Origin of the sequence: Blastomonas sp. CCH9-A1 (genome assembly GCF_001557175.1) — a bacterium.
GTDB lineage: Bacteria > Pseudomonadota > Alphaproteobacteria > Sphingomonadales > Sphingomonadaceae > Blastomonas > Blastomonas delafieldii_A.
On the sequence record NZ_LSHM01000032.1, the window covers coordinates 237,914 to 251,926 of the forward strand.

Here is a 14,013-nt window from a genome sequence, read left to right on the forward strand (position 1 = left end):
CGATGAGGCGACACGGCTGGGACGAGCTAGCAGGAGAGGATCTGGGTGAGCGGGGCAATCCCGCCACCCTGCCTTTCTGCCGAGCCATAAGAGTTTGCACGAGCTTTCCTGGGGAGGAAAGACATGCCGCCGGAAACTACGGTTTTCGGCGGCATTTTCGTGACCTGGCCGTTTATTTTACAATTCGGCACCGAATGTTAACCGCTCGCTGTCAGGGTGCGCAGCGATGGCGGCAAAATGAGGGTAATGCGCAGTGCTCAAACAAGTCATGCTGGGATCGGGCGGCATCATGCTGGCCGCAGCGATCTTTGCATCGTCGTACAATACCGGTCCGGTACCCGCCGGAGCCCCGATCGCGGCCCCGGTCGCCGCGACGCCGGTCGTCGCGCCTGCCCCGTCGCAGCCTTATGTGGCGCCTTCAGCGCCTCCGCCGCCGGCCGAGGATACCGGAGACACGCAATTCGGGGCACCGATGATCTCGACCAAGCCGGTCGCCGAAGCCGTGGCCGAGCCGCTGCCGATCTTCACCGATCCCGACAGCGCGGTCGCCAATGGCGGGCGTCAGTATAACGCGCGCCCGGGCCACAGCTATCCCATCCCGAAATAACCGGCTGGCGCCTCAAAGGCAGGCGCGAGTCAGATAGCTGCGCGTATCCGCATTGATCAGCGCGGCATGGCCGTAATTCGGGTGGGTGATCTGCACCATCGCGACATTGCCCGCATCGTGCCAGGCCGCGATCGCGGCATCGTCAAGCGGGAAGTGCAGGAAGTGCACCGCGCTCGCCTTGCCCGAGGCGCTGGTGCGCTCGACATCCTGTTCGGGCACGGCGGCGATTCGGATGGCGCCGATGGTTAGGAAGATATGCTCTTCCACGCCGCCGATCGTGCGCAGGAACGCGTCGCGCCGCTCGGGATTCTCGATCTCGAACATCAGCGTCGCGGTCAGCTCGCGGCCATTGGGCACCATCGGGTTATAGGCCGCCAGTTCGTCGGCCAGTTGCTCCTCGCCGCCCTTCTCGATGCGAAGCATCTCCTGGATCTGCAGCCACATGCTGTCCCAGCTTTCGAAGGTGATCATCGCATGCGGGCCGATCGCCAGGCGCGAGAATTTCTTGGCCAGGATGCTTTCCTGGCGCTTGTCCTTGCGGATCAGCTCGTAATCGGCGAGGTCCATGATGTCCTCGCGGGTGATGGAACGGCGGTCCCTGGGCATCGTCTTTTCCATATCCGTTAGAGTCCGTAAGCCTTGGCCATCAGTTCGACGGGATGGCCGATCCGTTCGGGCAGTTTCGCCGCCCCGCCCTGCTCCATCACCTGCTTGAGGTGCGATCCGGCGAGCGGGCATTCGCTGACCATGTAATCGGGCGCGGTCTTTTCGAGCGAGCGCACCGTCGGGCGCGCGAGCTTCACCGCCGTGTCGAAATTGTCCTTGTATATGCCCCATTTGCCGCCATGGCCCGAGCAGCGCTCGGTCAGCACGGGCTTCGCCTCGGGGATCAGCTTGAGCATCTCCATCGCCTTGGGGCCCATGTTCTGCGCGCGCGAATGGCAGGCGAAGTGCACGCCAATACTGGCGTCCATCGCCTCGACCGGAGTGAGCCCGGCCTGTTTCGACAGCTTGACGATATATTCGCTGATATCGTGCGTCGCAGCGGAGAGCTTCTTGATGTCCTCGTTGTCCGGTTCGATCAGCGGCCATTCGAACTTCATCATCAGCGCGCAGCTCGCGGTGATCGCGACCACATCATAGCCCTGGTCGATCAGCGGCGCGAAATGCGCGGCGACGCGCGCGGCAGCACTGGCGACGGCGGGAATGTCGCCATTTTCCAGCTTGGGCATCGCGCAGCATTCGGGATGCTCGATCCGCACCTCGACGCCGTTGTGCGCCAGCACCTTGACCGCCGCTTCGCCCGGCGTCTGGTCGTTGAACTGGTCGTAGCAGCTGGCATAGAGCGCAACGCGGCGACCAAAGCCGGGTGCATCCGGATTGGGCGCGGGCACCAGCGCAGCGGCGCGGTTGGTCAGCGGGATGTCGGCGAACTTGGGCAGGTGCGCGCGCTTGTCGATGCCCAGCACCTGCTGCATGATTCCGCGCGTCGTCTCGCGCTTGCCGTCTGTCGCCCAATTGGCGACGTCGGACAGCACGCTGCCGAGCTTGCCGTTGCGATCGGTCTCGGCGAGCAGCGTATCAGCCTTGGACGTCATGCCCTTGCGATGTTCGACCGCGCGGTAACGCAGCATCAGATGCGGAAAATCGAGGTTGAACTCGTGCGGCGGCACATAGGGGCACTTCACCATGAAGCACATGTCGCACAGCGTGCAGGCGTCCACGACCTGCTTGATTTGCCCGGCGGACAGGTCCTCGACCTCCTCGTTCGGGCTTTCGTCGATCATGTCGAACAGCTTGGGGAAGCTGTCGCACAGGTTGAAGCAGCGGCGGCAGCCGTGGCAGATGTCGAACACGCGGCGCAGCTCGGCATCGAGCGCGGCCTCGTCATACCAGGATTCCTCGCGCCAGGGCAGCACATGCCGCGTCGGCGCATCGAGGCTGCCTTCCTTGTATTCGGTTGCCATCGCGGATCCCCTGTTAGGCTAGAATGACGTGATTGCTCTCCCCCGCGAGCGGAGGTTTGGACTGGACAGAAAAATGGCCTGCGCTTCGTGCCGAAGCACGAAGACGCAGGCCGAGTTGTCGTTCAACTGAAACTCAGGCTTCGGCCAGCAGCGCGTCGAGCGTCTTCTGGAACTTGCCGGCATGGCTCTTTTCCGCCTTGGCCAGCGTTTCGAACCAGTCTGCAATCTCGTCGAAACCTTCGTCGCGGGCGGTCTTGGCCATGCCCGGATACATGTCGGTATATTCGTGGGTTTCACCCGCAATCGCCGACTTCAGATTGTCGGCGGTGGTGCCGATCGGCTCGCCGGTGGCGGGATCGCCGCAGGCTTCGAGGAATTCGAGATGGCCATGCGCATGGCCGGTTTCGCCTTCCGCGGTCGAGCGGAACACGGCGGCAACGTCGTTATGGCCTTCGATATCGGCCTTCTGGGCGAAATACAGATAGCGGCGGTTGGCCTGGCTTTCGCCGGCAAACGCGTCCTTGAGGCACTGTTCGGTCTTCGATCCCTTGAGTTCCATGGTCATCCCTCTTCGTGTGATTCAAAACCCTGATGGACCAAGGGTTAAGGCCATGCCCGGCGACGCGCCATGTGATTTTCTTGAACAGAATAATCGATAAAATCGATCAGGTTGATTGATAATGTTTCTCAATTACCGGCAATCATCGCCATTTTGGGGGAAAACTTCCGCAATCCCCGTGACGAACGCAAAAACTGCCGTTAAACCGCCGCCACCGAAATCCAATCAGAAGGGACGTTTCCTCATGAACAATGCTGAACTTGCAGAGAAAATTGCCGCCGACCACGGCGTGACCAAGGCGGATGCCCGCAAGCTGGTCGATGGCGTTTTCGCTGCAATCGCTGATGCTGCTGCTGCCGGCGAAGAAATCTCGATCAACGGCTTCGGCAAGTTCAAGGTCAAGGCGACCCCGGAGCGCGAAGGTCGCAACCCGGGCACCGGCGCCACCATCACCATCAAGGCCTCCAAGAAGCTCGGCTTCACCCCCGCAAAGGCGGTGAAGGACAAGCTGAACGGCTGATCCGTTCCGGCCTGAGCCGAACGACAAAGGCCTCGCCCCTCGGGCGGGGCCTTTTCCTTTGCGCCCTGTTTTGCCCCCAGCATTTGGCCGCGCGAGCGTTGCAACCGCTTTGGCAACGCGATAGGGCCTTGAGCCGTGGGCGCATCGATCGACATAGGTCTGGATGAGACAGGGCGGCCTGTCGGCATCGATATCGAGGAATTGCTGGCGACCAGGCTTCTGGTCCAGGGCAATTCCGGATCGGGCAAGTCGCATCTGCTGCGCCGCCTGCTCGAAGAGAGCGCCGGGCTCGTCCAGCAGGTGATCATCGACCCCGAAGGCGATTTCGCGACATTGTCCGACGCCTTTTCGCATCTGGTCATCGATGCGGGCGACTATAACGAGCGCGAGATCGCGCGCATCGCCGCGCGCATCCGCGAGCACCGCGCCTCGGTGATCCTCAATCTCGAATCGCTCGAGTTGGAGGCGCAGATGACCTGTGCCGCGACCTTCCTCAACGCCATGTTCGATGCGCCGCGCGAGCACTGGTATCCGGCGCTCGTGGTGGTCGACGAAGCGCAGATGTTCGCGCCTTCGGTCGCCGGCGACGTGCCCGATCCGGTGCGCCGCGCCAGCCTTTCTGCCATGACCAACCTGATGTGCCGCGGGCGCAAGCGCGGTCTTGCCGGCGCCATCGCGACGCAGCGCCTCGCCAAGCTCGCCAAGAATGTCGCTGCCGAGGCGAGCAACTTCCTGATGGGGCGCACCTTTCTCGACATCGATATGGCGCGCGCCGCCGACCTGCTCGGCATGGAGCGCCGCCAGGCCGAGCGCATCCGCGATCTGGAGCGTGGCTGCTTTCTGGGCCTGGGCCCGGCCATCTCGCGCCGCCCGGTGACCACGCGCATCGGCGCCACCCGCACCACCAGCCGCACCGGCACGCACAGGCTGTTGCCGATGCCCGAGGCGCAGGGCGAGGATCTGCGCGACATGCTGCTCGCCGCCGGAGCGAACGATGCGCCGGTACCGATGCCGCCGCCCCGCCCCATGCCGGTGGCGGCCGACGAGCTGATCGGCAGCATCGCCCCTGCCCCTCTGCCGATGCCGGAGCAGTCGGCAATGTTCGCCGCGCGCAAGGAGGCGGAGGACGCGGCGGATGCGATCGATGCCGAAGCGGTGGTGGTCGCGGTGCTCACCGACATGCTCGCCGATGGCAACATGGCGAACCAGACCGAGGCACTGCTTTACCAAGATTTCTCGGTGCGCTGCCGGATGCAGCGGCTGATCCGCCCGCCGCTCGACATGGAAGGCTTCCGCCAGCGGCTGGCGCTGGCGCGCGGCGGCATCCTGGACCCGGCGGACCCGGCTTGCGCGCCGCTGCTCGAGGCCGCGACCCGGCTGCCGCAGGAAATGTACGCGCCCTTCCTGCTGATCGCGCGTGCCGCCATGGACGGACAACCCTGCCCCGACGATGGCGCTCTGGGCCGCGCCTATGGCACCAGCTCGCCGGGGCGCATCCGGCGGCTGATCGAATATATGGAAAAGCAGGGCGTCATCGTCGTCCGCGCCGATTTCGGCGGGCGACGATCGATCGGCATTCCCGACCTGGGGCTCAGCACCGGGGCGGAATAGGGACCCCTGCTCTGGTCACGCTCACCCTTCCCACTCCGCTGCGCGTCGCGGGCCCCTTCCCTCTCCCATCGGGAGAGGGAGGGAGGCGCGAAGCGCCGGAAGGGTGAGGGCGACACCAGTCGGAAAAATCAGAACTCCGTCGCCTCGAAGCGCACCGGCTCGCCGATCGCGTTTGCGGCCAGCGTATCCTCCCACATCACCCGGTGCCCGCGAATGATCGTGCCGATCGGCTTGCCGGTCAGCTCCATGCCGGTGAACGGGCTCCAGCCGCAGCGCGACTGCAGCCAGTCCTCGGTCACGGTCCAGCGCTTCTTGAGATCCACCACCGTGAAATCGGCGTCATAACCGGCAGCTATCCGCCCCTTGCCGACCAGCCCGAAGATCCGCTGCGCGCCCGCCGAGGTGAGGTCGATGAGCCGCTGCATCGACAGCCGCCCATGGTGCATGTGATCGAGCAGCAGCGGCAGCAGCGTCTGCACGCCGGGCATGCCGCTGGGCGTATCGGGATAGGTCTTGGACTTTTCCTCGATGGTATGCGGCGCATGGTCCGATCCGACAACGTCAGGCACGCCCTGCGCCAGCCAGTGCCACAGTCCGTCGCGATGCGCGCCGCTGCGGATCGGCGGGTTCATCTGCGCATAGGTGCCGAGCCGGGGATAGGCCTCCTCACCCGCCAATGTCAGGTGCTGCGGCGTCACCTCGCAGGTGGCGATATCCTTGTGCTGGGCGATCAGCTCGAGCTCTGCCGGCGTCGTGATGTGCAGGATGTGGATGCGCCGCTTCGCCTCGCGCGCGAGGCGGAGGATGCGCCGCGTCGCCAGGATCGCACTTTCGTCGTCGCGCCAGACCGGGTGTGACGAGGGATCGCCGGTAACGCGCAGATCAGCGCGCTCGTTCATGCGGAACTCGTCCTCGGCATGGATCGCGACGCGGCGCTTGCCGCTCGCCAGCACGCGCGCGAGCGCACCATCGTCGGCCACCAGCAGGTCGCCGGTCGAAGCGCCCATGAAGATCTTGACCCCCGCCGTGCCGGGAATGCGCTCCAGCTCCTTGAGCGATTCGGCGTTCGACGAGGTCGCGCCGACATAGAAGGCATGGTCGCACCACATGCGGTGGTGCGCGCGCGCAAGCTTTTCGGCGACGCGATCGGCGGTATCGGTATTGGGCTTGGTGTTGGGCATTTCGAACACCGCCGTCACCCCGCCCATCACGGCGGCGCGGCTGCCCGATTCCAGGTCTTCCTTGTGCTCGAGCCCCGGCTCGCGGAAATGCACCTGGCTGTCGATCACGCCGGGCAGCACGTGCAGGCCCGTACAGTCGATCACTTCCCCGGCATCGCCGGAAATCGCACCGATGGCGGCGATCTTGCCGCCGATGACGCCGATATCGGCAGAGACCGGCCCGCCGGGCAGATAGACGGTGCCGTTCTTCACGATCATGTCATAGCTGGCTGTCATCGTATCTCTCCGCTTGAAACTGGCTGAGCGATACGCATGTTGAGCGCCATGTCCACCCCCAGCCTGCTCGCCCGCCGCGCCCTCGTCCGCCTGTCGCCCACCGACCCGGAAGAGGATGTGCGCGGCTTCCTGCAGGGGCTGGTGACGCAGGACACGAAGGCGGTAGCGCCCGGAAAGCCGCAATATTCCGCACTGTTGACCGCGCAGGGCAAGGCGATGTTCGATTTCCTGCTCTGGGACGACGGCAGGGACGTGCTGATCGACTGTGAGGCGGAACACGCGGATGCGCTCGCCAAACGGCTGACAATCTATCGCCTGCGCCGCAAGATTTCTATCGCTCGTGATGCGACGCTGACGGTGCACTGGTCGCCCGAGCCCGTGCAAGGTGCCGCCCCCGATCCCCGCCTGGCTGCGCTCGGCTGGCGCTGGCTGGCCCCGGCGGGCGATGGCCTGAGTGCCGATGACGCATGGAAGGCACACCGGCTGACGCTGGGTGTGCCCGAAGGCGCGGATGAGCTCGGCGACATCCTCTGGCTCGAAACAAATGCGGTCGAATTGAACGGCGTCAGCTTCACCAAAGGTTGTTATGTCGGACAGGAAAATACCGCACGGATGAACTGGCGGCAGAAGGTCAACCGCCGCATCGTGGTGCTGCCGATCGCCGAGGCCGACGCGAAACGCCAGAAAATCGGCTATCCCGAACTCGGCTGGAGTGTCGAGCACCGCCGCGTCGAGGATCTGGAGCCTGCACGACTGCCCAGCTGGTTGCAAACCGCGCAAGCCTGAATGCAACATTTGATAAAGTACAAAATTTATTATATAACTGTTCTATCTCCCCAACTCAGCAAGGCTGAATCCGATGTCGCGCCCGCTCAACGACCATGAAGCCATCCGCACCCAGCTGATGGACGCAGCCGAGGACATGGTCCGCACGCGCGGCGCGATCAACCTCTCGCTGACCGAGGTCGCTGCCGCCTGCGGCATGTCGCAATCGAGCTTCTACCGTTATTTTGCCTCGAAAGAGGCGTTCTTCGAGGCCATCGCCGGGCGCTGGTTCGATGAATTGAACCAGATCATGGAAGACGTGGTCGCCTCCGACCTGCCCCCGCGCGAAAAGCTGTTCGAATTCTTCGCCCGCCGCGTCGCGGTCAAGCGCGCCCGCTTCGAAGCCGACCCCAACCTGTTTCGCGCCAATATGGACCTGGGCGAGGAACATTGGGAAGTGATCCGCGGCTATGTCGACCTTGCCGACCATTATATGGCGGTGATCCTGGGCGAGGCGATGGCCGAGGGCTATTTCCCCGGCTATGATCTCGACCATGTCGTGTCGCTGACCAATCTGGTGATGCAGCCGTTCTGCAACCCGTTCGTGATGATGGACATGATACGCACCGCGACGCCCGACAATCTGCGCATCGTGGTCAACACGCTGTTCGACGGGCTGGGCGCTGCTCAGGCCATCCAGGATGCCGAGAACGTGACGCCGCTGCGCGCGATTTCCTGACCGATCGCGTTGGCGCACCGGAGGCCTTGCCAATAGCTCTTGCTTCTGGCAATGGGGCGCTCCGCACGACACCGGCCTGCTGGTGATTCCAAGCGCGGGCGCGTAGCTCAGTGGTAGAGCACACCCTTCACACGGGTGGGGTCGCAGGTTCAATCCCTGCCGCGCCCACCATCTTTTCCCGGGGTCGAGAAAAGATGGCTTTCGCAGCCCCGATGGGCTTCGCGCAGGACCTGCTGCTTACTTGACCTTTGCAGCTGTCGCTTCGATCTCGATCAGGAATTGCGGGCCGGCGAGCGCGGCCACCTGGACCGTGGAACGGGCGACCAGATTGGGGTTGGCAGCCGTGCCGAAGAACTCGCGATAGCCCGCGTTGAAGCCGGCGAAATCCATCTTGCCGCCGAGCTTGGGGTCGCCGACGACGAACACGGTCAGCTTGACCACGTCGGACATCGCATAGCCCTGCTTGGCGAGCGCTGCCTCGATCTTCTTGAAAGTGCTGATAGTCTGCGTTTTCGTATCGCCATAGGCCTCGATTCCTTCGGTTTTCGCGGGATCGATCGGGCTGGCGAGCTGGCCGCTGAGCATCAGGATTTCCGCGCCCGGCGGGATGGTGACGCCACCCAGGATGATCGCTGGCGGCGGATTGGTGTGGCGCACGATGCCTTGCGCCAGGGCGGGAGCGCTGCACAGGCTGGCAGCGATCGAGGTCAGCAGGACTTTGCGGATCAAGAAGATTTCCTTTCACGTGACAGGAGAAACGACCCCGGCAAAAGCTGCTCGGCCGGGGCCGGGAACGAACGTCAGAAGCTCACGGTGCCCCGGACATACCAGAAGCCACCCGCCCAGCCGAGCGGCGATGTATCGGGATAGAAGGACCCATTGGCCGCGCCGCCGGTCTGCGGATAGATGTTGCGGGTCTCGCGCTCGGGAACATTGTCGAAGATGTTCTGTCCGCCCACCGCAATGCGGTATTTCTCGGCAAAGGTGATCCCGACCTCGAGATCGGCCCAGATTTCGGCATCGAAGGTCTTGGGCCAGGGATTGGGATAGAGCGAGGCGAAGGCGGGGTCGAAGCCGGTCGCCGGCGCGAAGAAGGTGGTGATGGAGCTCGCATAGTTCACCCGCGCGGTCACGTCGAACATGCCGCTGGTGAACGTCTCCGACAGCACCGCCCGCCAGCGTGGCAGGGATTCCTCGATATTGCCCTCGCGCACGCGGTCGATCAGCGGCTGTGCGGTGCCGCCGATCGCCGCCGATTGCACCACCGAGCGGATGCTGGTCACCTCGGTCTTGTTCCAGTTGACCGCCAGGCTGGTGTTGAAGCTGCCGATGCCGGTCGTCGCCTTGTGGGTCAGCACCGCGTCGATGCCCTGGGTGCGTGTGGCAAAGCCGTTGGTGAAGAAGTTGATCTGCCCCAGATCGAGCGCATTGGCGACGCCAAGGCCCAGCAAGGCCGTGCGGTTTGCGGCGGTCACGTTGAAATTGCCCGTGATGCCGATGCGGTCCTTCACCTTGATGTTGTAATAGTCGAGCGTGAAGGTGAAGCCGCCGCCCGGCGTCAGCACCAGGCCGCCCGAAAAGCTGGTCGATTTCTCGGGCTTGAGCGGCGATGAACCATAAGCGATGCCGACGATGCTGTCGGGCCGCACCGTTGCGACCGCGACCGGCACCGGACTGCCATTGGGAAAGGCGGTCTGCACATTCTGGGTGAATTGCTGGCCCGGCGTCGGCGCGCGAAAGCCGGTGTTGAAATTGCCGCGCACCGCGATCGCATCGGCAATCGCCCAGCGCGCCGAGATCTTGCCGTTCACGGTATCGCCGAAATCGGTGAACCGGTCATAGCGCAGCGCGCCCGACAGGGTGAAGCTCTCGACGATATCGGCCTCGAGGTCGAGATAGGCCGACACGCTGTTGCGCCCGCCCGAGGTCACCGAATCCGGGCCGAAGCCGGGAAAGCCGTTCGCGCCGACCGGCTTGGTCGACAGGAAGGTGGTGCCGTTGGCGCGCTGCACCGTCTGCGCGGCGAAGGGACCTGTGACCCAGGATGCCCGGTCGCCCAGCCCCACCTCATAGCTCTCGCGCCGGAATTCGAAGCCGCCCGCGACGTTGAGCGGGCTTGCCAGCCCGATCTCCCAGGGATAGCTGAGATCAAGATTGAGGTTGGTTTCGGTCTGCACCAGCTTGCCGAGATAGAAGCTGGTCGGGCTGTCAGGCCCCAGCGAGGGGTTGAGCGTGTTGCTCATGAAATAGCGGATCTTGTTGGTACCGGTCGATCCCGACAGGTCATAGGTCATCCCGAAACCGGTCTCTCCCTTGTAACCGCCAACGATCGCGAAATCCTCGTTCTCGGCCTCGAAGAACGGGGTGAAGCCGTTGGGGAAGATCTGGCTCGCTTCGAAAGTGCGGCCGGTCTCGCTGAAATTGCCGTTGGGTAGCCGGTCGAGATAGGTGGTGTTGATCGACTTGCCGAACGATCCGGTATTGCCGAAGCCGGGCCCGCGACCGGGAATGGCGGTGGTGGTGACGCCGATCGGGCGGCGATAGTTGAAGTCATTGCCCTGGCGCTGCGTGCCCCAATTGCCGAAGAGGTACAGCTCGTCCCTGTCGCCCAGCGGCAGCGAGGCGTTGAGCACCACGCGATAGGCGCGGTTTTCGGGCTGACCCAGGCGGTTGCCCTTGGCGATCGGCGGGCGGATTCCGGCGGCGACGAGCGGCGCAATTTCGGGGCGCGGGGCCGAACGGTCCCAGATATTCTGGTCGATGAACTCGCCGGTGACGTTGAAGAAGCCGCCATCGCTGCCGAGCTTGAACCCGGCAATCGCCGAGATCTGCGTGTCCTGGCCGTCGCCCTGATAGGTCTGGCCATAGCGCGCCTGCATGTCGATGCCGCTGTCCTTGGTGCTCAGCCCCAGATTGATCACGCCCGCGATCGCATCCGACCCGTAGAGCGCCGATGCGCCATCGCGCAGCACCTCGATGCGGCCCAGCGCCTGACCGGGAATCTGCGACAGATCGGGCCCTTGCGAGCCCTGCGCCAACTGGCCGCCGGCGACCTGCACCAGCGCCGAGCGGTGCATGCGCTTGCCGTTGATCAGCACCAGGATCTGGTCGGGCGGAAGGCCGCGCAGCGTCGGCGGGCGGACAAAAGCCGAGGCATCGCCGAGCAGGTTGCGCTGCTGGTTGAACGAGGGGACCAGCGTCTGCAGGATGGTCTGCAATTGCGGGCTGGACTGGGTCGCCAGATCCTCGTTGGTGAAGACGTCGATCGGCACCGAGGATTCGATCACGGTGCGGTCGGTGCGCCGCGTGCCGGTGACGACGATATCGGCCCTTTCGGGCGCGTCATCTTCCTGCGCTGCGGCGTCGGCCACCGGCTGCTCGGCCGTATCGGCCATAGCTGCGGCCCAGCCGGTCTGCGGCGCGGCGAGCAGTGCCGTCGCGAGCACGGCCCGCGAAATACCTCCATTCATTCTCATCTAAAGCCCCCGTTTGTTTTGCGTGTGGGCCTTCAGATCATCATCTTCCCAATGCCCGGGCTCTTTGGTCCGGGTGTGTTGGTTCGTTCCTGCGATGACATTTCATGAGATTATGTCTGGGCTGCCGTTTCGGGTACGGCCTCCTTCCCTGTCGGTTCGAAAAGGCTCTTGCGCATTGGCACGAAGCGCAGCGCGATACCGTCATAATGCTGTACGACCTCACCCTCGGCGCGATAGCCAAAGGCGGCATAGAAGGGCACGCCGGGCAGCGTCGCCATCAGCTCGGCCTGGGTGAAGCCTGCCGCGCGCGCCGCCGCTTCGCACGCGTCGAGCAATGCCGCGCCGATGCCGCGCCGCGCGAATTCGGGCGCGATGAAAAAGGCCCTGATCTTCGCGGGCGCCTTGGCGGGATCGACAAAGCCCATCTGCCGATCGGCAAAGCGGTCCGAGCCGAACAGGGTAGCCCTGCGGCTCCATCCCCCGCATCCGGCGATCCGGCCGTCCAGTTCGACCACCAGATAGGTGCCGTCGCCGACCAGTTCGCTGTCGACCCCGAACACATGCTTGATTGCCGCCTCGGTCTCTTGCGGCGAATAGAAGCCGATGCTGAGCTGCCGTGCCGAAGCGGCAATCAGCCGCTCGAGCGCGGGTATCTCCTCGGATCGGGCGGGGCGGATGATCATGCGGCTTGGGCACTCCTGGTCGGTTCGGTCAGCGCCCGGGCACGCATCTGGTCGACCAGCGCGGCAACGGTCGCATGTGCGGACTGCAGCGCGCCCTCCTGCCAGCCGGGCGTCTGGCTGAGCGCGGCGCTGGCGAAGAAGATGCGGCCATCGGGCTGGTTGAGCAAGCGGAAGGCGGGCGTGTCGGTCATCGGATGCTCGCCGCGATCGCGCACGCCGGGGTTCCAGTTGGGCCAGGGGCCGAGGCTATAGGGAATCTTGCGCCAGTTGACGACCAGCGGAGCGGTGCAATCGGCACCATGGCCGGGATGGACGCTCTCGATCGCGGCGCGCGCCATCGCGATCTGTTCGGCGATCGGCCTTTTGGCAAAGGCCTTGCCCGGCTCGCCCGAGCTGTAACAGCCCAGGATCATGCCCCTTTCGCTGTGCAGGCCCCAGGAGGGATACCAGATCAGGCTGGTCTCGCCGCCGACAAAGGTGAGCCCGCCATAGATCTGGTCGCGCTCCCAGAAACGCGGTGCCTCGAACGCAACCTTGTTCGAATCCTCGTAAAGTACGCCCGCAATCGCGCTGGCGACAGGCTTGGCAAAATTGGCCTCGATCCTGGCCAGCACCGGAAAGGGAATGGTGCACACGCAGTAATCGGCCCTGATGACCCGCGCCGCGCCGCCGGCCGTGTCGATATAGGCGATCTCCACCCCGGCCTCGCTCTGGCGGATGCGCTGGACATCCGCGTTCAGCACCGCGCGTTTCTTCAGGTTGCGCTCGATGCCGACCGAAATCTGGTCCATGCCGCCCACCGGCTGGAACATGGTCGCCTGCATGTAGAGATTGTCCTCGAAGCCCATCATGCCAAGCTGCTCGTTGGCGAGCAAATCGGCGAGCGGCACCGGCGCATTGGCGGTCTCGAAGCTCGATATCCCCGCCCCCGGCCCTGTCCTGAAGCCCGAGCGGGTCGTTCCCTTGAACGCATAGTCGCCCTGCAGATCGCCATAGGCTTTCAGGAACGGCAGCAGCTTCGCCTTTTCCTCGACGCTGAGCGCGGTATCGAGCGCGCCCTGGTTGACCGCCTTGGCGAGCAGTTCGGAGACATGACCGCGCATGTCGTTGATCGCGGTGCGCATGCGCAACTTGCTGCCGTTCTTCGCGACCAGATAGGCCGAGCGGCTGGAATTGACCTCGACTTCGAGCGGCACGCCGAAGCGCTTGGCATAGCCGAGCACACCTTGGTGGAAACTGGGCAGGCGTGCAGGGCCGGCGTTGAAATACAGGCCTTCGGAAAAGCGGGCGACCTGGTCGTCCTCGCCCAACATCGTGATGCGATCACCATCGCGCACCGTCCAGGCCTTGCCGCCGACGCGTCCCCGCGCTTCGAGCAATGTGACCGCAAATCCGCGCTGTTCGAGTTCATAGGCCGCAACCAGCCCGGCAAATCCGGCACCGAGCACCACCACCGAGCGGCCGTTGCCCAGATCGCCCGGCATCGGTTCGAGCGCTGCAGCCTCAGCGACTCCGAACCAGCCCATCGACTGCATTGCGCCCGCGACGGCCGCAACTCCCCCGGCCGCACCGATCCGGTGCAGCATCGTTCTGCGTGTGATCACCTTGTGAATGCCCCCATTCGAAAAT

Annotated in this window: 13 protein-coding genes and 1 tRNA gene; 6 read left to right on the forward strand and 8 right to left on the reverse strand. The window is 64.4% G+C overall.

Annotated features, from left to right (window positions below):
• Positions 1 to 253: 253 nt before the first annotated feature.
• Positions 254 to 607 carry a hypothetical protein gene (locus tag AX725_RS10860; RefSeq protein ID WP_156439094.1) on the forward strand — a complete coding sequence of 118 codons (354 nt, stop codon included), beginning with the start codon at positions 254 to 256 and terminating at the stop codon, positions 605 to 607.
• A 12-nt stretch (positions 608 to 619) separates the two neighbouring features.
• Here the strand turns inward: AX725_RS10860 and AX725_RS10865 are convergent, their stop codons facing one another.
• The 3 genes from AX725_RS10865 to AX725_RS10875 all read right to left on the reverse strand — a co-directional run bounded on the left by AX725_RS10865 (position 620) and on the right by AX725_RS10875 (position 3,133).
• Positions 620 to 1,213, reverse strand: coding sequence for a DUF3501 family protein (locus tag AX725_RS10865; protein ID WP_060978967.1), 594 nt, complete (start codon positions 1,211 to 1,213; stop codon positions 620 to 622).
• 17 nt (positions 1,214 to 1,230) lie between these two features.
• The gene (locus tag AX725_RS10870) at positions 1,231 to 2,574 is read right to left on the reverse strand and encodes a heterodisulfide reductase-related iron-sulfur binding cluster (RefSeq protein ID WP_060978946.1); all 1,344 of its coding nucleotides are present in this window, start codon (positions 2,572 to 2,574) and stop codon (positions 1,231 to 1,233) included.
• A gap of 133 nt (positions 2,575 to 2,707) precedes the next feature.
• A complete protein-coding gene (locus tag AX725_RS10875) occupies positions 2,708 to 3,133 on the reverse strand; it encodes a rubrerythrin family protein (protein ID WP_031318249.1) in 426 nt (141 codons plus the stop codon).
• 244 nt (positions 3,134 to 3,377) lie between these two features.
• On the opposite strand from AX725_RS10875, the gene AX725_RS10880 reads away from it, so the two are divergent.
• Together AX725_RS10880 and AX725_RS10885 are read left to right on the forward strand one after the other, a co-directional pair.
• Entirely contained in the window at positions 3,378 to 3,653 is a 276-nt protein-coding gene (locus tag AX725_RS10880) for an HU family DNA-binding protein (protein ID WP_023838445.1), read from the forward strand.
• A gap of 135 nt (positions 3,654 to 3,788) precedes the next feature.
• Positions 3,789 to 5,264: a helicase HerA domain-containing protein gene (locus AX725_RS10885; RefSeq protein WP_060978947.1), complete on the forward strand. Its 1,476-nt coding sequence runs from the start codon at positions 3,789 to 3,791 to the stop codon at positions 5,262 to 5,264.
• A 128-nt stretch (positions 5,265 to 5,392) separates the two neighbouring features.
• On the opposite strand, the gene AX725_RS10890 is transcribed toward AX725_RS10885, so the two are convergent.
• The gene (locus AX725_RS10890) at positions 5,393 to 6,721 is read right to left on the reverse strand and encodes a dihydroorotase (RefSeq protein WP_060978948.1); all 1,329 of its coding nucleotides are present in this window, start codon (positions 6,719 to 6,721) and stop codon (positions 5,393 to 5,395) included.
• Between the two features lie 36 nt (positions 6,722 to 6,757).
• Between AX725_RS10890 and ygfZ the strand changes: the two genes are divergently transcribed.
• The 3 genes from ygfZ (at position 6,758) to AX725_RS10905 (ending at position 8,396) form a co-directional block, all read left to right on the forward strand.
• Positions 6,758 to 7,507 carry a CAF17-like 4Fe-4S cluster assembly/insertion protein YgfZ gene (gene ygfZ / locus AX725_RS10895; RefSeq protein WP_230962340.1) on the forward strand — a complete coding sequence of 250 codons (750 nt, stop codon included), beginning with the start codon at positions 6,758 to 6,760 and terminating at the stop codon, positions 7,505 to 7,507.
• A gap of 73 nt (positions 7,508 to 7,580) precedes the next feature.
• Positions 7,581 to 8,225, forward strand: a complete 645-nt coding sequence (locus AX725_RS10900; protein ID WP_060978950.1) for a TetR/AcrR family transcriptional regulator — start codon at positions 7,581 to 7,583, stop codon at positions 8,223 to 8,225.
• Positions 8,226 to 8,321: 96 nt separating this feature from the next.
• Positions 8,322 to 8,396: transfer RNA gene (locus tag AX725_RS10905), tRNA-Val, on the forward strand.
• 66 nt (positions 8,397 to 8,462) lie between these two features.
• Here the strand turns inward: AX725_RS10905 and AX725_RS10910 are convergent.
• The 4 genes from AX725_RS10910 to AX725_RS10925 form a co-directional block, all read right to left on the reverse strand.
• Entirely contained in the window at positions 8,463 to 8,954 is a 492-nt protein-coding gene (locus AX725_RS10910) for a RidA family protein (protein WP_060978951.1), read from the reverse strand.
• 71 nt (positions 8,955 to 9,025) lie between these two features.
• Entirely contained in the window at positions 9,026 to 11,701 is a 2,676-nt protein-coding gene (locus tag AX725_RS10915; protein ID WP_067513249.1) for a TonB-dependent receptor plug domain-containing protein, read from the reverse strand.
• Between the two features lie 110 nt (positions 11,702 to 11,811).
• On the reverse strand, positions 11,812 to 12,384 hold the full coding sequence (locus tag AX725_RS10920; protein WP_060978953.1) for a GNAT family N-acetyltransferase: 573 nt from the start codon (positions 12,382 to 12,384) through the stop codon (positions 11,812 to 11,814).
• Positions 12,381 to 13,988, reverse strand: coding sequence for a flavin monoamine oxidase family protein (locus AX725_RS10925; protein ID WP_155645704.1), 1,608 nt, complete (start codon positions 13,986 to 13,988; stop codon positions 12,381 to 12,383). The genes AX725_RS10920 and AX725_RS10925 overlap by 4 nt, the downstream gene beginning before the upstream one ends.
• Positions 13,989 to 14,013: the final 25 nt, after the last annotated feature.